At 36.9% G+C, this 22,247-nt stretch carries 18 protein-coding genes; 5 read left to right on the top strand and 13 right to left on the bottom strand.

All coding sequences use genetic code 11. The annotated features are described in order from the left end of the window. Positions 1 to 18 precede the first annotated feature (18 nt). On the top strand, positions 19 to 1,290 hold the full coding sequence (locus ABJQ32_21005) for a cation:proton antiporter (GenBank protein ID MEP5292145.1): 1,272 nt from the start codon (positions 19 to 21) through the stop codon (positions 1,288 to 1,290). Positions 1,291 to 1,423: 133 nt separating this feature from the next. Here the strand turns inward: ABJQ32_21005 and ABJQ32_21000 are convergent, their stop codons facing one another. Next, the gene (locus tag ABJQ32_21000; GenBank protein MEP5292144.1) at positions 1,424 to 4,285 is read right to left on the bottom strand and encodes a VIT domain-containing protein; all 2,862 of its coding nucleotides are present in this window, start codon (positions 4,283 to 4,285) and stop codon (positions 1,424 to 1,426) included. Between the two features lie 358 nt (positions 4,286 to 4,643). On the opposite strand from ABJQ32_21000, the gene ABJQ32_20995 reads away from it, so the two are divergent. Next, positions 4,644 to 5,666: a fatty acid desaturase gene (locus ABJQ32_20995; GenBank protein MEP5292143.1), complete on the top strand. Its 1,023-nt coding sequence runs from the start codon at positions 4,644 to 4,646 to the stop codon at positions 5,664 to 5,666. 34 nt (positions 5,667 to 5,700) lie between these two features. Here ABJQ32_20995 and ABJQ32_20990 read toward each other — a convergent pair whose 3' ends face one another. Next, positions 5,701 to 5,892, bottom strand: coding sequence for a hypothetical protein (locus ABJQ32_20990; GenBank protein MEP5292142.1), 192 nt, complete (start codon positions 5,890 to 5,892; stop codon positions 5,701 to 5,703). 144 nt (positions 5,893 to 6,036) lie between these two features. On the opposite strand from ABJQ32_20990, the gene ABJQ32_20985 reads away from it, so the two are divergent. Both ABJQ32_20985 and ABJQ32_20980 read left to right on the top strand, forming a co-directional pair. Further along, the gene (locus tag ABJQ32_20985) at positions 6,037 to 6,813 is read left to right on the top strand and encodes an EcsC family protein (GenBank protein ID MEP5292141.1); all 777 of its coding nucleotides are present in this window, start codon (positions 6,037 to 6,039) and stop codon (positions 6,811 to 6,813) included. A gap of 490 nt (positions 6,814 to 7,303) precedes the next feature. Next, positions 7,304 to 7,801, top strand: coding sequence for a hypothetical protein (locus tag ABJQ32_20980; protein ID MEP5292140.1), 498 nt, complete (start codon positions 7,304 to 7,306; stop codon positions 7,799 to 7,801). 30 nt (positions 7,802 to 7,831) lie between these two features. Here the strand turns inward: ABJQ32_20980 and ABJQ32_20975 are convergent, their stop codons facing one another. From ABJQ32_20975 to ABJQ32_20950, 6 genes are all read right to left on the bottom strand, one after another. Next, a complete protein-coding gene (locus ABJQ32_20975) occupies positions 7,832 to 10,216 on the bottom strand; it encodes a tetratricopeptide repeat protein (GenBank protein ID MEP5292139.1) in 2,385 nt (794 codons plus the stop codon). Between the two features lie 133 nt (positions 10,217 to 10,349). Further along, entirely contained in the window at positions 10,350 to 11,180 is an 831-nt protein-coding gene (locus ABJQ32_20970; protein ID MEP5292138.1) for a dienelactone hydrolase family protein, read from the bottom strand. A gap of 311 nt (positions 11,181 to 11,491) precedes the next feature. Next, a complete protein-coding gene (locus ABJQ32_20965; GenBank protein MEP5292137.1) occupies positions 11,492 to 13,975 on the bottom strand; it encodes a T9SS type A sorting domain-containing protein in 2,484 nt (827 codons plus the stop codon). A 186-nt stretch (positions 13,976 to 14,161) separates the two neighbouring features. Next, the gene (locus tag ABJQ32_20960) at positions 14,162 to 14,509 is read right to left on the bottom strand and encodes a hypothetical protein (GenBank protein ID MEP5292136.1); all 348 of its coding nucleotides are present in this window, start codon (positions 14,507 to 14,509) and stop codon (positions 14,162 to 14,164) included. Between the two features lie 330 nt (positions 14,510 to 14,839). After that, positions 14,840 to 15,025, bottom strand: a complete 186-nt coding sequence (locus ABJQ32_20955) for a DUF2892 domain-containing protein (protein ID MEP5292135.1) — start codon at positions 15,023 to 15,025, stop codon at positions 14,840 to 14,842. A 38-nt stretch (positions 15,026 to 15,063) separates the two neighbouring features. Next, positions 15,064 to 15,465 carry a hypothetical protein gene (locus ABJQ32_20950; GenBank protein ID MEP5292134.1) on the bottom strand — a complete coding sequence of 134 codons (402 nt, stop codon included), beginning with the start codon at positions 15,463 to 15,465 and terminating at the stop codon, positions 15,064 to 15,066. A gap of 301 nt (positions 15,466 to 15,766) precedes the next feature. Between ABJQ32_20950 and ABJQ32_20945 the strand changes: the two genes are divergently transcribed. Continuing rightward, on the top strand, positions 15,767 to 16,306 hold the full coding sequence (locus tag ABJQ32_20945) for a hypothetical protein (protein ID MEP5292133.1): 540 nt from the start codon (positions 15,767 to 15,769) through the stop codon (positions 16,304 to 16,306). A 91-nt stretch (positions 16,307 to 16,397) separates the two neighbouring features. On the opposite strand, the gene ABJQ32_20940 is transcribed toward ABJQ32_20945, so the two are convergent. The 5 genes from ABJQ32_20940 to ABJQ32_20920 all read right to left on the bottom strand — a co-directional run bounded on the left by ABJQ32_20940 (position 16,398) and on the right by ABJQ32_20920 (position 22,149). Then, the gene (locus ABJQ32_20940; GenBank protein MEP5292132.1) at positions 16,398 to 16,919 is read right to left on the bottom strand and encodes a hypothetical protein; all 522 of its coding nucleotides are present in this window, start codon (positions 16,917 to 16,919) and stop codon (positions 16,398 to 16,400) included. A gap of 33 nt (positions 16,920 to 16,952) precedes the next feature. Next, the gene (locus ABJQ32_20935; protein ID MEP5292131.1) at positions 16,953 to 18,176 is read right to left on the bottom strand and encodes an alpha/beta hydrolase-fold protein; all 1,224 of its coding nucleotides are present in this window, start codon (positions 18,174 to 18,176) and stop codon (positions 16,953 to 16,955) included. A gap of 162 nt (positions 18,177 to 18,338) precedes the next feature. Next, positions 18,339 to 20,987, bottom strand: coding sequence for an FtsX-like permease family protein (locus ABJQ32_20930; GenBank protein ID MEP5292130.1), 2,649 nt, complete (start codon positions 20,985 to 20,987; stop codon positions 18,339 to 18,341). After that, positions 20,984 to 21,307 carry a helix-turn-helix transcriptional regulator gene (locus ABJQ32_20925; protein MEP5292129.1) on the bottom strand — a complete coding sequence of 108 codons (324 nt, stop codon included), beginning with the start codon at positions 21,305 to 21,307 and terminating at the stop codon, positions 20,984 to 20,986. Before ABJQ32_20925 ends, ABJQ32_20930 begins: the two co-directional genes overlap by 4 nt. 125 nt (positions 21,308 to 21,432) lie before the next feature. Next, positions 21,433 to 22,149, bottom strand: coding sequence for a hypothetical protein (locus ABJQ32_20920; protein ID MEP5292128.1), 717 nt, complete (start codon positions 22,147 to 22,149; stop codon positions 21,433 to 21,435). Positions 22,150 to 22,247: the final 98 nt, after the last annotated feature.

Genomic DNA, 22,247 nt, shown 5'->3' with positions numbered 1-22,247 from the left:
CAAGAATAAAGAAAATCAATGGAATACCTAAATGCCTATACCCAGACAATTGCCATCTCATTGATCATCATCATTTCTTACTTATTCAATTTCATTTCAAAAAAATCCAAGGTTCCCAGTGTGTTGTTGTTGATAGGATTAGGTGTTGGTATCCAATATCTACTAAAATTGGTTGAGATTAATTTAGATAACCATATTATGTCCGCACTCGAGTTGTTGGGTGTGGTAGGATTGATCATGATTGTTTTGGAGGCAGCTCTTGATTTAAAGCTGGAAAAGGATAAAAAACCTTTGCTTGTCAAATCCTTCATTATTGCATTGATAGCATTGGTTGGTACAGCACTATTAGTAGCCTATATTTTTAACCTTGTGCTTTTTGATGACTTCCTGACCTCATTGGTTTATGCAATACCACTTTCTATTCTAAGCAGTGCGATAATTATTCCAAGTGTTAGTTCACTTTTGGATAAAAAACGAGAATTTATGATCTACGAAAGTACTTTCTCTGATATTCTCGGAATCATGTTTTTCTATTTTGTGCTAAGTGGCTCTGAAGCCAGTCAAACCAGCGAGATAGTGATGGAAGTATCAGGTAGCATAGTGATCACTATCGTACTTTCAATACTTATCAGCTACTTAATGGTGATTTTGCTTCAAAAGCTAGAATCTAAAGTGAAGCTCTTTTTTCTTATTGCTATTCTGGTACTGCTCTACTCTACTGGTAAGATGTTCCACTTATCGTCTCTACTGATCATCATGGTGTTTGGGTTGGTGCTGAATAACTATAGGCTATTCTTCCGAGGCAGATTGAAAAAATGGATAAAACCAGATGCATTAGACCATATCACTGAAGACTTTCATGTGGTAACTATGGAAACCGCTTTCGTAGTTCGCACATTCTTCTTCGTCATCTTTGGCATGACTCTGGACTTTTCAGGACTCTCCGATTTACCCTCATTGTATATTGCCATGGCTGTTCTTGGGATTACTTACGTACTTCGTTTTATTCTGCTAAAAGTCATCGTTAAGAATAGTATCACACCACAACTTTGGATCGCTCCAAGAGGTTTGATTACAGTATTGCTTTTCTTTTCTATTCCGGCTCAATTTATTGATGAGCGTTTCAATCCATCTATTTTACTCATTGTGATACTGGCAACTAGCATCATCATGACAACTGGACTGATTTCTAAGAAAGAAGATATTGAGGAAGTGAACGAACTTTCATTTACTGATTGGGAAGAGTTAGATAAGGAGGTTGAGGAAATGAAGGAAAAAGAAACTATCTAAACCCCTGAAAGAAAAATAGAAAAACTATGACAAAGCGGGAAAAATAGCTCTGAATCAGAGTCCTTACCTCCACAAATTCCAACATAAAGTGATGCTGAAGACTCAATCTATTCGGACAGTAGCAATTCAGTTTTTACTCCCTAAACTCCAGTTGGGCGATTTGCCTTGACTCCTTATTGTCTGTCAGTTGGACCGCAATTCGTTTAGTCTCTTGTTTTGATGTACCATAATTCGTTGTGAGCGTCCCGTATATCGTAACAGGGCCTGTAATGGTTTGTCGAGACTCGCTATAATAATTGACATAAACAGTATAGAAACCTCTCTTAGCTTCTTTTAGTGAGTATTCCTCAGGACCATAGCCCTCAGTAAAGTCCCTGCTTATTTTACCTCCTATTTTTGTGTTTGGATGGCTATAGAAGCACTTTTCTCCATTGGGATCGATGACCCACAAATCAATGTCACTATCATTACTACTCCAGTCGATTACTATTCGAACATCCAATGGCATTGGCTCGATTAGTTCCTTGCTTACAGAAGAAAGATCGAGTTCATCTTTGTACAAGGAAATCAAATTATTCAATTCATTAAGGACAACATCCTTAATATCTGCGAATCGAGCCCAATCTTTATTCAGCACATAGTTAAAAAGCTCAAGCGCTTGTTGATATTGTTTGTTCTCAATGTATGCCAAAGCAAGATCTCGATACGATTGAGGTTCTTCTGGTCGTAGTTCCTTTATTTCCAGAAATAGTGAAACACTCATTTCAATTTCATCCTCATCTAGGAGGCGCTTAGCTACCGCCCTTATAAGTTCTGGATTTTCCAGATCCAATTCTATCGCATTAGAAAGAATTCGAACGGCTATCTTATTCATGCCTTTGTCAAAAAAGAAATCTGAAACCTGAATAAAAAATGCTGGTCGTGTGCTGTTTTCCTCTTTCAGTTTAAAATAAAGTTTCTCATGGTTTTCTGCAGCACCTCTTAACTCTTCCATATAGGGTGCATCTGGAAGCCAAGCCAGCACCTTAATAGAAGAGCCGCCAGATGTAGATTCAACAGAAGATTTCGCTCGACTTGTTGCGCTATAACCGGTGACAACCACTTCCTGTAAAGCCTCTTCTTCGGGAGCCTCTTCTAATATAATGTATGCTTCCTCATCAGCTGACTCGACTTCAACGCCTGCTACAGTTCCTTGGAGGGATCTTGAGACAGCACTAGAATCATCTACTTGATCCTTGTCTTCCTGTGATATAATAGGAGGTGAAGCATACCAATTTTTTAATGAACTAAATCTTTCAAAATTTCTCTGAAAAATCGCTTTGGGATCGGGTTTGGATATTTCTTTCTGGGCAATTAATCGATCATATTCTTTCTTTAATTCAATCGGTGGTTCTATTTCGTACTCCGCATAATCCTCGACTCTGTCCAAAACAATAAAGGAGCTATTCTTTGTGACGATGTTGTGTTTTTGGGCTAGTGTGAATATTGCTTCTTTATTCCTTTGGTAGTCAATATTTAAAGTCTCTATTTTTTTACTTGCCCATAATCGGGAAATTGGGGCTGTTGATTTTTTTTCTATTTCGAAGCTTTGACTTTTAGTTACATTATTCCTATCTCCATAGTTAATTTTTATCCTTGCTTTTTCAGTCTTTAGAATGCCAGCAATTTCAAAATACTCACCAACTCTTTGGGGAAGATTAGGATATACTTCTTTGAAATCCGCATTTGAGTAACTACTTGATAAGAATTTTTCTTCATCCTTTTGCAATATGTTAAGTGCGTCTTTGGTAGAGGTTTTATGGAGGTTGATAAACTCACCATTGGTCTTTCTTGCCAACTTTTTGAGTAGACTGTAATTACTCCCTGAGCTGGAAGTAATTGTATGAACTACATTTTTAGGCATCCTAATATCCTCAGTTCCAATTGTATTGATACCATCAGAAAACAAAAGTATCTCATCATACTTTCCATGAAGATTGATTTGATCAAATCGGGTAGCTCCATCATACGTAAGCTCACGAATACATGAAATGACTGATGGAATGCTTCCTCCAAAGTTTTCACTTTCGTTCATTACCGCATTAAAGGAGGTCACCGATATCTCTTTTACGTCCGTCAATGAGTTCAGGTAACTCTCGAGCAACTTCAACTCTTTTTCAATGTCACGCTTGGCTCCTGAAGATGAATTATCCCAAAAGATTCCGACCTTCTCTGATTTTTTTTGATTGGTAGCTGAAAGAGTAGGTGGCTTAATATTTAAATAAAAGTAGGTCTCCCCTTCAAACTCATGCGTGAATAATTGATGATCGCTTCCACCAAATCTTGGTAAAGTAAATTTGATTGGATTAGATGAAGAAAAATTCTTTCTAGAAAGAGATAAAACAAACGCATCATTTGCGTCATCAAATTGAATGTTTTCGAATTCACTCAAAATGGCCTTATCAGTTTTTCGACTCTTAATAGCCTTTACATTCAGGTTAAATTCACCAATGCTTTTAGACGTTTCTATTGGTAATGAGTAGTACAGGTTGTTCTTATCTCCGCTTAATGTTTCCGAAATAGCCAATACTACCCGTTTATTTCCTTTTGATGAGATCGGATAAATTCTGGTCTTAAAGAAATTTCCTTTCGTGATATTGATAATACCCGGATCAATGTTTTGCCTCGTGACTGCTTCAAAAGCTTGTCTTGCCTTCACTTTTTCAATGACTACCCCTTCTCTGAGCTTACCATTAACGCTCAACGCATATCTACATATCTCCTGCCCCTCACCTAGAGGAAGAGATAACTCACCTTCCAAATCCCTGCTTTGGGGATTGAAAAAAATAATATCATAAGTAGTAGTCGCAATATTTCCAATGATTTCAACATTCACATCCAGGCTTGATATCTCCAGTTCCCGTTTTTTATCATCATTTCCAATTGTCAAGGATGGGATTTGACTGAAACAGGTCGAAAAAATAAACATGGCAATAAATGTGAAAAGCGTTTTCATTATGTATGTGTTTTGATGTTACATATAGAGATGCGCGCTAGGGGGAAATTCCATAAAAGCGTCTTTTTTTTCTACTGTTTAACACAACTATTATGCCTCTAATATTATTCATATCAATATGCTTGTTCCACTATTCCGCTTCTTTCACTACTTGTTAACTCATCAATGAATTTATCCAAATAGCGAATTACTGCATCAGTGATCTTCAATACTCCTATTGGATATAACAAGCAGAAGTTCAAGAATTGTTCGAATACACAAGTGAAGATGGAATTATTTAAGATAGGACTTGGCGGGAGTTTGTAAGGAAAATTAAGTTTGAATAACCTAAGGGCGTTTAAATGACTAGCTTTGATTAATGACATTTATCGATAAAGTATTAAAGGTACCTTCTTACGGTTGGGCAGATGAAAAAAATCAGCTCATTGTACCTAGCAAAAAACAACTTTTTAATGAGTTTTTTGCTCGGATAAATGTTTTCGCAAATAAGAAAAATTGGATCTCTTCCATAAGTTGGATGATGGTATTATCCATGCTTCCATTTTTCTTTTTCTTTATCGTTTTCCATTTTAGCTTAGGTACATTCGCTTTTTTTATGCTTTACGCAATGATCATCATGAGTACACATGGAACTATTTGGTTTCATAGGTACTGCACTCACAAAGCATATACTTTCTCCCATCCTTTCTGGCGTTTTATTACTCAAAATCTTGTCATTAAAACCTTTCCTGAAGAAATCTATGTGATATCTCATCATGTTCATCACGCCAAATCAGATCTACCAGGAGATCCATACAACGCTCAAGGGGGATTTCTGTATTGCATGATGTCAGATGTCAACCATCAAAGTATCGCAGAAGATCTAAGTGAGTCTGAATATAGAAAAGCATCTAATTTCATGAGTCATTCTGGAGTATCAATGAATTCTTATGCGAAGTATCAAAAATGGGGATCAGTAGCTAGCCCGTTATACACGGTATCATTATGGTTGCTCAATTGGTCTTTTTGGTATGCCTCATTTTATTTATTGGGTGGTCATGGATTGGCATGTGCTGCTTTTAGTGCCGCTATGTTTTGGTTTGTGCTTGTAAGAGCTTTCAATTACACAGGTCATGGAAAAGGAAAAGTGAGTCACAAAGAGGGTATTGATTTTGATAGAACCAACCTCTCTATCAATCAATCCAGACCTGGATGGTTTTCTGGAGAGTGGCACAATAATCATCACCTATATCCAAACAGCGCACGTGCAGGTTTTCTTCCGTATCAATTGGATTTGGCTTGGGTATACATTTACTGCTTGAACAAAGTCGGAGCTATATCCACTTTCAAGGATGACAAAAGAGAATTCTTAAGCAAGTATGTTCAAGCTAAACATGAGTAGTATAGACTTAGCAGAAAAAGTAAGACTCTAAGTCTTACACCTCATCGTTTTCAAAGTATTCGTCATATACATCAAATAATGTATCTTCCAGCTCCATTCCGTATTCTGCTTCAATTTGATTTTTGTAAGATTGATAGGCTTCTGCATTTTGATTATTCATTTCAAAATTTCTATTGATAATAGTAAAGTCCTCAAAGGATACACTTAATCGTTCTATATTTTCCATGACAATGTTTTTTTGGTTTACATAGCAAATATCTGAGGGACCCTTTAGCTTAGTTAGCGTGTTTTAAGTATTTGGAAAAAATGAGTGATTCACTTATTTGCCAACCTAAACCTGCAACCATAAAATGATTCCTCTACATAAAGAATGACTGACTCCAACTCCATCTATCATCAACTCATTTCTCAAGAGTTGCAACAATGGCAATCAGCCATGAAACGAAAGCCTTCATTCTGGAATCGTACGACCAAGAAGGTGCAAAAAAAAATCAATAGAATTATTCCTGAGAAGGTTCATAAAGCGATCACTAAGGCAATCAAAGAGATTACTCGAGCAGTGATCTTCGGTTCTGGATTTACCACTCGTACGCGAAAAGAAGTAAAAACTTTAGAAGAGATAGAAATCAAGGTGAAGGAACGTATAAACTTCTATTCTTCTTCTGCAGCCGTGGAAGGAGCTGCTACAGGTTTTGGAGGATTCTTACTTAGCCTGGCAGATTTTCCACTTTGGCTTACACTTAAGATGAAGATGCTATTCGAGATAGCTTCCAGATATGGTTATGATACTAAAGACTATAAAGAACGAGTCTATATTCTGCACATCTTTCAGCTTACTTTTTCTAGTCAGGAGCGTCGCAATGAGGTATTTGAGACTTTGGAGAACTGGGAACTAATCAAGGATCAATTACCTGATGACCTAAACACTTTTGACTGGCGAACCTTTCAGCTAGAATATCGAGATTACATTGATTTAGCTAAATTATTGCAGCTTATCCCAGTCGTTGGTGCTCTTGCAGGTGCAATGGTGAATCACAAGCTCACGAATAAGCTGGGCAAGACTGCCATGAATGCTTATCGGATGCGAGAAAAAAGGTTTAAGGAGATGAAGCTTTTAAAAGGTAGCGATCAATTGTATCTGAAGTAGGTAGGCCGTCCTTGTTTATTTATTCAATGTCCTCGAACCGGACGGGTTCTTCATTTTTGGCTTAGCCCAAAAACGAAGCAAAAACCCCAAGGCTATGAATAAATTCTTAAAATTCAGCCTGTTAAGGGTAATAAATCCAAACTTCCCGCTAGTCAGCGGGTCAAACAGTGGATTTATTTTTCGATATTCAGCAGACTGAATTTTTAAAAGAATTGATTCAAATGCCATACAAAAACCCCAAAATAAGCACTTTTTAGCTGAAATTGTAGTTTAGTTATCTGTGAAATAAATGTTTAAAGGGTGCATAGAGCTACTCAATCCTCTTTTTTCTTCAAAACAATTATCAAGGATACTCTAAGTAGGCCTTTGACTGACTGAATTGTGTTCATCTGCATTGTAATAAATTACTTTCACACCCAAGAGAGCAGAATAATATATGATAGAAATCATGTTCATTTGAATTTAATTGGCATTAAGCTAGCTTAATGCCATGTCTAGTTTTAAGATACGTCCGCGCTTTAAACAGAGAATCTCTGGCACGAAAGAAGACCTTGAACAAATGCTTCTGACCGGAATTAAGCAGAAGGAAAGCCAATTCATCACAAGTCATTTACCTGGACATATCTACATCCGAATACATCCGAGCCAACAACATTTTTGGTCTCCCCAACTTCATCTTTCTTTTGAGCAAGATGAAGATAACGTGATTGTAAGAGGACTTTATGGTCCTAATCCTACTGTTTGGGCGATTTTCTTTTTCGGATATGTGGCTCTGGGTATTCTGACTTTGTTTATTGGGATGTGGGGACTAACCAGATGGAGTCTAGACCTGGATTCTTCTATTCTTTGGTTTATCCCTGCTTTTGCATTGATAGCTGTTATCCTTTACATATCAGCACAAGCTGGTCAAAAACTCGCAGCACAGCAGTTGTTTGACATTCATCATCTCTACGAGGAACTAACAGGTGATCACGTAACTGTGGGATGATTTTTGAATTTTACAGAGTAGATTAGCCAATTAATCCTTAATCCACTTTTCCAGCACATTTGCGAGAGCATTATTGATGATGGGTTTGCTGACAAAATCATCCATCCCTGCCTCGTAACATTTCTCTTTATCAGCTCTCATAGATCCAGCAGTTAAAGCGATGATTGGAGTTCGAACATCAATTTCTATTTCCCTAATCTTTCTTGTCGCATCATAGCCATCCATTTCAGGCATCTGCACGTCCATCAGAATAACATCTGGCTTTTCACTTTCATATAGATCCACCGCATCTATGCCATTCTCTGCTTCAATTACCTTAGCATTCGGGAGTGCTTTTTTTAACATCGCTTTAGCAATAACCATGTTGTTAGCGTTATCCTCTGCAATCAAAACTTTCAGTTTATCACTTGTCGAAACTACTTTCTTAACTGTATTGACTTTAGAGTTCCCCGATCCAACTTTTGTATGATCACTAGAAAGTCTGAAGGATACTTCAAAGAAAAAAGTACTGCCTTCTCCATGAGCACTTCTGACTTCCAGCTTACTATCCATTAATGATAGCAGGGTATTGGATATGGATAATCCCAACCCAGTCCCTCCGTACTTTCTGGTTGTGGACGAATCTTCTTGTGAAAATGCTTCAAATATTTTTTCAACATTTTCAGGCTTAATACCAATTCCCGTATCTCTTACTGAAAATCTTAGGCGAACCCCTTGGTCTTTGTCTTCATCCAAGGCCTCAACTTTCAATTCAATTTCGCCTTTCTTGGTAAACTTCGTAGCATTCGCCAAGAGATTTACCAATACCTGTCTTAGGCGGATATCATCGGCTAAGACATATTGATATTTGCGGTCAACAAGTGACAGTTTCAATTCGATATTTTTTCGACTTGCCTTATAACTAGTCATTTGCACCACATGATTACAAAGCTCAAACAGGTCAGTATGCTCCACAACCAACTCCAATTTTCCAGCCTCCAACTTAGATAGATCCAGGATTCCGTTAATGATTCCAAGTAATCCTAGTGATGATTGATTTACTATTCCAAGATGTTTTCTCTGTGTATCGTCCAGATCCGTTTCCAAGACCTGATCGATATAGCCTATGATTGCATTTAAAGGTGTTCTTATTTCATGACTCATCTGAGCTAAAAACTGAGATTTCGCTTGACTTGCGTACTCAGTCTCCTCTTTTGCTCTATCACGTTCCATGATTCTAATTTCAAGTTCTTTTTTCTTACTCCTTACATTTTGGTAAAAGCCATACACCACAATAAGTAAAGCCACTAATAGAATTGCTATTAATAAGGTCAATCTAAAAAGCCTTTCTTGCACTTCAAAAAGCTCTTGATTTAAGGTAGACTCTTTTTTCAAGTCTTCAATAATCAATTCTTTCTCACGGCTTTCATACACCGTCTTCAATCTTGCTGTCTCTTCCGTCAGATTAACACGAGCTAAACTGTCATTCAACACTAATATTTCTTCGTAGAGATCCGGTAATAATTCAATTTGATTTGCTCGCCTCATTAGTTGGGCCTTCAAAACCTGGCTGTCATAGTAAACTTTCAGTGCAGCTATGCTTTTAGCTATTTTTTCTGCTTTTTCAATGGATTGCATCCCCTCCGAAATACGATCGGTATTGAGGTATGCTTTTGCCAATAGAATATAAGAGTAGGATAGGCTATAAAGATCTTGGGAGATCTCATCCAATTTCATTGATTGTTCAAGGTTGGCTATTGCACGTGAGTAGTCAGGCAATTCAAGGTATGAAATAGCCAGATTTGAGAGCGTTACCGAACGTCCACGATCATCTCCTAAAGAATCAACGATGGTATAAGCTCTTTCGAAGTATTCCAATGCTTCTTTATAATTCCTTTCTTTTTGGAACAACTCTCCAATATTATTCAATCCATATGCTACGCCTCTGACGTCACCTAAAATCTTTTTTAACTCAATTGACTCATTATAAAATTTTCGGGACGTTTCCAGATCTTCTAAGTTTTTATACGCAATTCCCAGATTGTTTTTGACTCTTGAAATGCCCAATGTGTCTTGTAGTTCTTCCAGCAAAGCGAGCGATTCCTGATAATAGACAATCGCTTGATTGGAGTTGCCCTGAATGTCATAAGAAATGGCCTTATTCTTGAGTGCTTGAGCTTTTCCTTTCAAATAATCGATAGAAGTCGATAATTTAATCACTTCATCAAAGATAACTCTAGACTCTGTTGGGTCGGTAAATAATAGATCAAAACCTAATGTATTCAATGTATCAACCCTGCCAGTAACACCTAGTTCATTAGGTAAAGCCGCAAGAATACTATCTCCTTGTTGAGCATAAGAATAATTTGGATAGGAGATCAGAAAAACAACTATCCATGTAAGTGAAGCATAACGAAAAGAACCTAATTCGTTCATTATACTTTAAAAGTATCCAAAGACTTAAAGATTCGCTAAGACTTAGTAGCTAAAGATGAGAATAAGCCCTATTTATTAATACTTCACCAATTTTAATACTTCTCTAGCTCATTTTTGTAAATGATTGATCTACTCATTCCTTCTGGAACGTAAACATCCAATCGTATATACTCATATTGAAAGCATCATAATCTGTACTTTCATCTCCCATTCCGCTACCGTCATACGTCCTCGTCCATGAATTGTGACCTACACCAGGATAGATTGTCAATTTTGCACGTGTCGTAGGATTTGCCTCATTGATAGCTTCTACCATATTGATAGAACCTGCAGTACGAACGGTATTATCATTATCCCCATGAAAGGCCCAAATTGGGATATCAACATACTGGTCACCTTTGGATGTATTTCCTTGTCCAGCTATAGGAACCACTGCTGCAACAAACGAATCTGATCCATATTTGGCAATGTATGCGAAACTTCCTATTGCACCTAGACTCAAGCCTGTCAAATATATTCTGCTTTCATTGATATTATAGTTATCAATCAGGTATTGAATAAAGTCATGGACGTTATCAGCATTCCAATTCTCACCTGTGGGCAACTGAGGTGCCACTACTATCATTGGGAAAGTCGGAGACCACATTTCTGTTTCTATCAGTTTCAGAGGCCCATGTACCAAGACTTTTTTCAGGTCATCCGGATTGGTATCACTATTGCCCTTTTCGCCCGAGCCGTGCAAAAAAACAAGAAGTGGATAGTCAGCTGAGTTTTGATTATATCCACTTGGCGTATAGACGTAATGTCCATATACAGCTGATGTCGATCCAAGTACCTTCGCTTCATTTATGCCTCCTTCATCGATTGGCAATGAGTTCAGATCACCTGGATCAGTAGAGTCATCATCACCACAAGAGAATAGAAAAAAAAGAAGAAGAGTGAAAAGTGAGAATTGGTTTTTCATAGCTGTGTCAAAAAATTTTTCAACAATTTTAGATAAACTAGATAACAACACAAGGATCATCTTTGAATTAAGGCTTGTATTTAGCTTCAGGCTATTGGGGAAAATGCCGTCAGCAATTGGTTATTAACCTCAGTTCGATTTAAAAAATTTGTAAAACCGTCATTGCACTCTAGTAAGGGAATTGCGGGAAGCTGTGACAACCCCCAGTTTTCTTGAGACTACCACGCCATTTCGCTAATTATTTTATAAGTAAAATGGCTCGTAGTGACGGTAAGGACTGTTTTGATGGAACTCTGAGGTTATTACCTTTTTTAATCCTTAATCAATCGTACGACTTCTGCAGAATTGTCTAATTGAACACTTAAGAAGTAAACTCCCTTCGGTAGTTGAGAAAGGTCAATATTGACTTTGGAATGAGTCCTTTTCAAGGATACATCCACTTCTTTTCCTTGACTATCATAAAGCTGTATATCTTCAAAACTTATATGTTCACTCTGTATTATAAATACATCTTTTGATGGGTTAGGGAATACTTCTAACTCTGTATCAATTCCTCTAAAGTTTATCATCCTAATATCCGAATATTCATACTGACCATCAAAGTCCGTTTGCTTCAACCTATAATAAGAAAATCCATTTAGTGGGCTATTATCTACGGTGATATATTCAGTAATCTTACTCGAACTTCTTGATCCTTCTACGGTTGAGATCACGCCCCACTTTTCTGAATCAGCTGATCTTTCCACGCTGAAAAAATCATTATTTAACTCGCTTGCAGTGGACCACTTCAATTTGACTGATTTGATTGAAGGTTCTGCTTCAAAAGCAATCAGTTCTATTGGTAGTGGAGTTGTCACATCTGTATTTCCAAGGGTAAATCTGTCACCATCCTGGAAATCTATATTTGAAAAGGTAGCTACATCGTTGGAAACCGATCCTTCAATTGGAGTTACATCATTGTCATCAAATCCATCACCATCACGATCAATGAGCAATCGAAGATCACTGCCCAAGGATGAGCCTATTCCTGAGAAGTCAATAGAGATGGAGACTGTTCCTACATCTCCTGTTTCTGTAATTCTCCAAATGCGTGATAGTCTTTCCTCTATAATAGTTCCATCAACATCCGTTACATCAGTACTGGAGATGTTTGTATTGTCATGTCCCCACATTAGGAATTCGCTATCAGCCAGATCAGAAGGATCCCACATTCTCACAACCCCCGAACCTCTAGCATCTGTATGGTTTGAGCCATCGGAAGCCTGGCCAATCCCAGCAACTTCATAGTCAAAATCTCCATTTCCACTATCATCCATATCATAAACATCATTTGCAGTCAGCGTTATATCGTATTTAGCTGCTAGATAATTCGTGGCTATTATTCGTTGGGCCGTATTGACTTCTGTATCGAACATGGCTATTTCGGCAATATTTCCAGTTAGCCTAAACCCTGTTCCTGTACTTGGACCAGAGCCCCTTCTAGCACCAATCAAAACATCTGCAGTTGCTTCTGCGGCAGTACCTACTCCTTGTGCAGCAAAATTCACTCCCTCATCCGTCCATGAATCTTTTTGAGTAGCATTATTAGTACTCGATGAAACAAACCAATCATTGGTAGCCGTAACTGAGCCTACATCTGCATTACCTCCAATGAAAGTAGTGAATCTTGATGTTCCCGCGTTATCATCAATGGTATACTGATAGTGCCTTGTTGCTTGAGTCGCTTTTGAAAAAAAAGTGCCCTGGGGTGTTGCTCCTGCTACATTGTATACGATGAAAAAGGACCAGCTATCTGTACCAGGTGTTAAGTTCAATGCTGCCACATTCCCTAAATTCAAGAAATCTCCTCCATCAAAACTTATCGATGGAAAACCATTAACATCATTTGTATTGAAAGTGGGCTCTTCAGCAGAAACACCACTCGAAGAGGCTGTCAAGCTATTACCTGAAGCATCTGTCCAGCTTGAAACCGCTGTTCCATCGCTAAGACTCAGATCATCGGCCTTTAACCATAATTGATTATTACTTGCATCACCTACTCCACCTGGACCTGTATTTCCAGTGATAAAACTACCAGAAGGGGTCCCACTTGAAAAACCACCACAATTAGTAGTACAAGTAATCGAGAATGAGGAACATACTTGTGCTGCTGTCGCAGAATTTAAGTATTGGACGGTAGGGTCTCCTCCTCCATTTCCTGTATCAACAGTTCCATCTCCACAAAGTACAGCATCTGTGTGATCAATGTAAAGATCATCACCAGCAGTCGATGTATTGTCAATGATTGTTCGGCTATCACCACTTAGGATAAAATCATCTCCAACTGTAAAAGTTGCTGTAGATGAAACATTTAAAGAACCTAAAATGATGAGATCTCCAGTCGTATTAAAACTTCCTCCATTTTCAACAGAAAAAACATCGGCTGTCATCATTCTAACACTTGCAGTTATGGTTCCTCCATTGGAAACAATAATGTCTCCGGTGTGATAAAACGCATTCAGATCAGATCCTGTAAACGCCCCAACATTGGTTAAGGTCAGTGCATCGGCAGTAGTTTCATTCCCATTGTCATTTGTATCATCAATGGTGATGGTATGCCCACTCCTAATCACTACATTATCTGATCCTCCAGGTGCGGTGGCAGCAGCTCCGGAAGAACCATCAGATGTTAACGTCCATGATGCAGGGGTTTCCCAATCACCAGTTGCAAACGTATAATAAGTTGTTTGTGCAGATAAAGCGTTTGTTGCAGCCAGCACAGCTACAATTAACGCATTTTTCAATGCGAGTTTCATCACGAGATGGTTAAAAAGGCGAATATTTAAACAAATACGGTACTCAAAAATAACAAAAAGTAAGTGATTAGCCTTTCAAGAATAAATCTTAAAGTTCAAACGTTATTTGTTATAATAACCTCTAGGAATCGTTTGATCTAATGTTTACTATATGTTTTGGCAACCAAAGGCAAGTTTCAATCTATCCTAAAGCTTCGCTTTATTGAAGTAAGTTGTTGCTTCAAAATCTGAAACATTCATAGCGATAGCTGGTACATGTGGCAGCATTTCATTCAGCTTAATAACAATGGATTTCGATAGCGCTGCTTTTTGCTCGGTTGTTCGGCCCTGCATGATATAGCCAAACACATGAATAAATGGATGATCTAACTTCCCCCCTACCATTGACTTTTCAAATCGCTCAATTCTTACTTTGATGTCAGATTCCGCAAATAGCCTGCTGGCTACCGCCTCATCATGGATGGCTTTAAGAAATGTCCCTTCTTTTTCAGATGTAATAGTGTTATTGTTAGTATGTAACAGAAAGTGAGGCATACAGAATTGAAGGATGTTGAAAATGGTATGGGACAAAAGAAAATAAACATCTCATGTCTCAAGGAATAAGGTCTTAAAAAAATTTGATATTAATAATCAAAAATTATTTCATCCGATCAAAATAGTGATTGTCAAAATAGTCAAATACACTATCAATAATATTTCTTTTGCTTTCATGATTTCGATTTTAAGTCCTGATAACTGTTAACGAATTTTGAGAGCAGTGTTTCATTTTTTGTATGAAAAGTCAAGAATAGCAGATGAGTTGTGTCAAAAAAGTCATGAATAAGACTATTGCTGATCAACCAGTTAATTTTTAAATAACTCGAATTAGTCAGATACCCCGAGTTTTTTCAAAATATCATTCATCAAACACCACTTAGTAAATGAAGACTGTAGTAAGTTGGCTCCTACAAATGATGTGAACCATAACCAATTTTGATTGACATAGATCGAAAGAAGTAGGGTTATCAAAATAAAAATTCCTGCTATAGCATTTACAATTCTGTTTACCATCTTTTATTGGGATTAATCTAGTGAGAAAGGCTATCAAATTATAGCTCTGCTTCTTTCATTTCAGAAAAGGTCTTATAGATGCTTAGATTATGCTTTGTGAATTTGGACATAATTCTCGCAGCTCCTCTGATGAGAATATTATCTGATACTAAAATTATTTTTTCGGTTTGACCTATGTATGAATCCATGTATTCCATCCATAGATCTTTCGCTTTCTTATCAAAACCTTGCATATTTTGACAATCCCAGATATGTACAAAATTTTTACCTGGACTCTTATCACAGTATTCTTTCCAAGCTTCCGTTGCAGTTACAGATGAATCATATGTGAATTTATCTTTAAATATAAAATGGATATAGTTTTTCCCATTCTGATAAAACGTCTGAATAGCTACTTCATCTTCTTTAACAACAAATATGGGAATAGTTAAATCACTCATAACTAGTTATTTACGTTTTGCTTAATCTTCAACAAAGCTAATATTATCAACTGATAATAGGTAGGAGCAAAATGTCGATTGATCGAGGGATTAAGGCAGTTGATAGTCATGGAATAAATACATTAGATGGGTTATGTTCTAATCTTTAAATAATACAAATCATATAAGGTATAAATGAGGAAAAGTATTGTGGATGAAAAAGCACCAATTAACCATCTACAAAACGATCAAATTTCATTTTTGGCATCATTTTGACTTAGTATGTACCAAAGGTTAAGATGTTTCACTAAATGAATTGCAGATGAAAAGGCTATATATTCTCTTATTAATTATCGGAATTGTATCAGTAAGTTGTAATCAAGGTCCTCCTGGTCCAGAGGGTATTCCAGGTCGTGATGGAATAGACGGAGTGAATGGAGACGAGGGGTTTACATTCGAATATGAACTAAGTTTCACAGCTCCAGATTATAGTGTCACTCTCAATATCCCAAGAGATTTCACCGTGTTAGATTCCGATGTAATGCTGGTCTACTTTTTATGGGGTGTAACCGATGATGGCGCTGAAGTCTGGAGAGCCTTACCACAAACACTTTACTTCACAGATGGAGTATTGGCTTACAACTACGACTTCACAAAGTTTGATGCCAATGTCTTTCTGGACGGCACAGTAGACTTGGATGGCTTGGGTGCGGATCTTACTGATAATTGGATTGCCAGAGTAGTAGTGGTACCTGCTCAATTCTCAGGCAGAATAGATTATTCAGATTATAACGCTGTAAAAGATTACTTTGACTTATCTCCTTCTAAGTTGGCAACTAAGAACTACAAAAAGCGATTCTAATTAGCGCATTTGAGATAGATATTCAGCAATTAGGGGACTAAGCGAGTTTAGCTAGTCCTCTATAACATCAATCCACCCGGTGATACATCTCTCATTCAAACTTCAAATGATGAACATGCTCATCAATGATGTCTATTCGGTAGGTAATGCTATTGACGTACTTGACCAATTCTTTCTCAAAACTCTTGATGCCTTTTTCATATTTCCGAATAGTTTCTTCGTCAAAGGAATCTTGAATAATTTTCAATGAATTGCACTCATCCTGCATAAAGAGCTTAAATTTTTCTGTAGAATATTCAGATTCCAGTTTTTCAATGTCTTTTAATGTTGCTGCTGCCTCCTTGTCTTCATTGGTGTCAAATTTCTCTTTTACAATGAAATATAAGCTTGTATCCCAATGGTGGATCATATCCAATAATTCTATTGTTTCAGCTTTATAATCTTTTGTCAAGCAAAATTCCTGAACACCCTGATAGTCTTTAAGCTTAATGGCTGTTTCATCCCACCTGATGGTTAGCTTATCAATAACAGCCACAATGTTTACATCCTCTTGAGCAAGAGTAAGTGTACATAAACCCAGAAAGAGAAAAATTGCTAAAAATAGATTTTTCATGTAGTAAAACTAAGATATCAAACGTTAAGAGTCCTAGTTTACTATTTGTCTGAGCAGTTCTTGATATTCTTTCAATTTTGGATCATTATTTACCTGAGCAAGTTCAACACCCTTTTGTAGATACTTCTTTGTAAGCTTCTTATTCCCTTTTCCATGGTAAGCTGACCCCAATCCTATATACATAGCTACCATATACTTTTCATCAGAATATTGTTCAATGCCTCTTTCAAAAAATGTAATGGCTTTATCATACGATCGATACTTCAGGTAATATTGAGCAAGTCTGTTCTGCCAGTAGGCATTAGCGTACCTGCGTGTAGAAAGTACATCTTCAAACTCAGTCATGAATAGATCAAACGCTTCGAATTTGTCTCTTTTCCAAGAGAGCCATATAAGGCTATTCTTAGTAGAATTATCAATTTCAATTGAAACATTAAACCTCTCGCCGCGCTCTTTGAAATACTGATTCAAAAAAGGAATACCTCCTTTATTACGGAACTCATCAAGACTACTGAAGACCAATGGACCATAGTTATGGTAGAAAAATTTAAGCCCCTGATAAATCGAAATGTAAGCTAGAGACTCATGTTCTTCTTCATTAAAAAGTTGATACTTCCAATTGAGTCCTGCGGCATCTATTGACGATAAAGTTTGAGCTGCTTGATCAGAAGCATCTATGGAATAAATATCTTTTTTTGAGCCGGCAATGAATAAAAACCTTTCCTCTTCAGTGTTGAGTGATTCAAGGGTGTCTTCATCAATATATGCTCCATTTGAAGCAATAGCATAATTAAAGGGACTGTCTTTTCTTAAAATCAGTTCACTTGTTAGATAACCACTATTTTCCCAACCAAAAATTATGCGCTCGCTCGAAGTTCTAAATGATTTATTGACATATGGAACCAACTCTGATTCAATAAAGGTGATGAAGGAATCCCATTGATTAAACATTTTTGACCTATATGGTCTATCAACCATATTGACTCCAATAACAATAAATTTTGGCAGGATTCTATCCCCTCTAAGCGATTCATTAATTGCTACTCCATTCATGAAATACCATTGGCCATCCAATATGTAAAGTGTTGGATAATCTTTCCCTCCTTCTTCATAGTCTTGTGGTAGATGAATTTGAACATCTATCTGCTGATCCAAACTTTCAGAATAAATCTTGTGTGTTTCACCGACAACATCACCCTCTTGAGCGCTAAGATTGAATACAAAGGATATGATCAGAAGAATGACTGAGTAGCGCATAGTTTAGTCAATTTGATTTGAGCACTAATTTGCAATCAACTAACTCTTTTCAAGGCACTTTTAGAAGAATTAACAGATCATTAACAGTATAAGAGATAATAGCATTTAAGAATGAGTGATTATCCTTCAAGATTTACTTTGTCAAAAATGGTGTGTGGATAGCTATTCATCCCGTAGATAGTCAACAGGTCTCAATTTGATAGACCATAAGATCTGTTGCAAGTTTGATAGAATGATAACCATTATGAGTATAAGTAGCCCAAGCAAATAATCAGCTATACCAAAATTGATTGAATACGCATAGGTATTTAACCATTGCTGAGACAGGTAGTATGATACAGGCCATGAAATCAGACATGAAATGATAATGATCATCAGATACTCCTTTGTTAGCACCAGCGTAATATCTTTTGCTGATGCTCCTAGAACTTTACGTACACCTATTTCCTTGGTTCTTCTTCTGAATGAGTAAGTAGCCAATCCAAAAGCGCCAAGAGAAGCGATGAAAATTGAAAGAATCGTGAACCATGTCATAATTTTGCTTCCAGCTAATTCACGCTGATACGTGCGTTTTATTTCATCTTCAATAAATGTCAGTTCCATTGGTTTATCTTTATTAAAAGCAGAATAAGTAGCATCGATAGCATTTATTTGTTCTACAATAGAACTTTCAGGTGTGAGCTTAACATTCAAATAATCTGTGTAGTGTTGATGCTTGTTGATATAAATAACAAGAGGTTTCACACTTTCATACAACGATTGAAAATGAAAGTTCTCTACAACGCCAATAACTTTTCCCTTTCTATTATCCGCACGACCTGTGTAGACAGTCAGTTCCATTTCCTTACCAAGTACCTCATCAACAGTACCCATCTGCTCAGCTGCAGCTTTGTTAAGAATAAATGCTTGTCGTTCGTCAGTCTTAAATTCTTCGCTAAAATTTCTGCCAACTATCAATTCAATATCAAAAGTCTTAAAATAGTCTTCATCTACGCCTAAGGTGAACCATTCAAAATCACCATTATCAGAGTACTCCGGGAATTTCACGGTAAATCCATAAAACCCTTGTCCTAGTCCAATCAGTGTGCTTGAAACAGCCACTTCTTCCACAAATGACAAGTTTTTCAACTCTCTTTTCAAGGTTTCATAGTTCTTTGCATCATGATCATCCAGCATCTTTAGCGCAACTACATAATCCTTTTCGAAACCTATATTTTTGGTTTGCAAATAATAATACTGACGGATCAACAACATAGTAAACAAGATCAAAAACATCGAAATTGAAAATTGTACTGTTACTAACACTTTGCGCTGCACTCCCTTGGTCATGTATTTCCCCAAATTATTTCTTATCACATCGATAGAATTGTATCGAATACTTGTGAATGCAGGATAAACTCCTGAAATACCCGTAAGGATTAATGCGCCTGATACAAGCCAAACAAGTGCATACCGGTTTGCCAGGAGATCAGTCAAAATTGATTTATCTAATAATTGGCTAACGACAGGATTCCATAGAAGAAATAGAAAAATTCCGGAAAGTAAAATAGAAACAGTGATCATCAGAAAAGACTCTAAGAAAAATTGCTTTAACAACTGTCCTTTATCCGATCCCATGGCTTTCTTAATGCCTATTTCTTTCGTTCGTTGTTGCCCATTAGCGGTTGTAAGGTTTACATAGTTGATAACCGCGATTAACAAAATGAAGATGCCGAGGGCCAAAAAGAAATTGGTATCTATCTGCGTATTATTAGACTTCCATTCTCCTTGTCGGTTAGAAGATAAGTGAATATTTGTCACTGGCTGAAGAATGACTTCAGGTTGACTATCAACGTAATTGGGGTTTCCTCTTTCCTCCAATATCTTCTGTGCTGTTTTTCCAAATACTTCAACGCTTCCTTGGTTTTCAAATTTCGCATACAGATATGTTGATGGATAAAACCAGTTATCATGCCATGGAATGATCTGATCCAGGCTTTTAAATGAAGCTATAAAATCAAAATTGAAGTGGGTATTAAAAGGTAAATCCTTTATGACGGCTACTATATTAAACTCAAATTCACCTGATCCTTCATCATAACTCAACGTTTTTCCAATTGGATTTTCTTCTCCAAAATACTGAGACGCTTTACGTTCTGTAATAACTAATTGAAATGGCGCATTCATTGCACTATTCAACGATCCCTTAACTACCGTAAGAGGGAAAATGCTGAAGACTGATTCATCAGCAAATACGATTTGATTTTCCTTCTTTTTCTCGTCTGCGCCATATTTCAAATAACCAGGCCATGGCATTAGTCGACTATAGGTTGCTTCTTGAGATACTGTTTCTTGATATAGGTCAATTAAGGGGACAGGACTTTTCGCAGACTCCTGATATTGACCGTCATCCTGAGAATTGATTGCTATTCTGTAGATCTTTTCATGATCTGGAAAGAATGTATCGTAACTATTCTCCTGAAAATAGTAAAGTAGTAAGATAAGAAATGCAGTGATTCCCAGAACCAATCCTGAAATGTTTATCCCTGAAAAAAGTAGATTCTTTTTAAGAACTCTGAGGGAAATTTTGAGATTATGGTTCCATAGTCCTTTGTTTACCGAGTATTTCATAACGATTGGTTTTTTGAAATTTGACCATCTAAAAAATTTGAGTACATCAAAAAGAAAAGTCTGTTTGGCATACGAATAGCTCTTAGAATTTGATTTGATATCGAAAATCTCGAATAAGTCTCCTTCTATTTCCTCCAAATGATCTTTTCTACAAAACCATCGAAGAAAATGTAATACCCATCCTGGAGGTAGGTTATTCATGACAAGGAGGGTCTTATACGTTTGTAAAGCTTGCTTCTGATTTCATATGCCTGATCCAGCGTGGCTTGACCTGCATGAGTCAGCGTGTAAATCCGCTTTCTTCTACCACCTCTTTCCTTTGTTGCGCCTCCCATGACTGAGGTCATAAATCCTTTTTCTTCTAACCTCCTCAGAACCGTATGAATTGCTCCAATATTCATCTCTCTCCCAGTTGTCTCTTTGATTTCCGCAACAATAGCTACGCCGTACGCATCATCTTTTAGAGCAGCGGCTGTTAGTAGAATCAATTCCTCAAGCTCTCCAATAAATGTTCCTTTCATATTCTTATTGATCAAAAGAGTCTTTAGCTCTTTGCTTCTATTTTCCTATTAGGAATATAATTACTCATACAAATATAAAAGAAATAATTATTAGTTTCATATTTGTATGAGTAATCATTAAAGTTTTAAAACCTACCCTGCCAGAATTTCAGGTAGTGATCATCATATCTGTACGGATTATTTTCCTTTACGAGTCTATTATACTCTTTTGCGATTCGAATCAAATCATCCTCTTCATTTCGGTAACCTATGATTTTATCCGTGATCTTTTTCGCAAGCTTGGGATAGTCACCTACCAATTTAGCTGCTTTCTTTTCAAATTTCCCAAGGTAAAAGCCGTCCTCAAGCTCGCTTTCTTTATAGATAGCAAATGCTGAAGAGGTGTTATCTCGAGTGATTGGAGAAGAATAATATTCTCTGTAAATGCTGATTGGTCCTTCCGCATACACAATCATAAAGTCACCTTGTATCGCATTGCCGATCTCAGGGTTCTTTAGTAAGTATCCATCAAATACGATATAGGCTAAATTCTCTTTTTCATATCTTTCAAAATCAATATCCTCTAATGCTTCTTGCTTATTGATCAAAGTAGAAAGCCCTCCAAAAGACCAATTAATCTCTCTGGATGTGCCATCTGAATAAACTAAGAGCACAGGATAAGAAGTGTAGTACGTATAAGTTTCATCAACATCCCAGAAAGTCTCATCGTTGATGTTCAACGCTTTTTCCAAATAGGGTCTTTCTGTAAAGAAAAGTTGCCACTTTTCAGTTTCCAGTGGATCTTGCGCTAAAGCTATTTGTGTTACAAATACAATTAAAATGAATGAAAACAGGTATTTCATGTAAAGGTTTATCTTAATTCATTAGATGTCATTCCAAATAAAACCTTTCGGAACATATACTCTTTAGGTACAACTAATTATCAAAAATGTAAAAGGTT

This window comes from Marinobacter alexandrii, assembly GCA_039984955.1.
Taxonomy (GTDB): domain Bacteria; phylum Bacteroidota; class Bacteroidia; order Cytophagales; family Cyclobacteriaceae; genus Ekhidna.
This window is presented reverse-complemented; position numbering and strand designations above follow the sequence as displayed.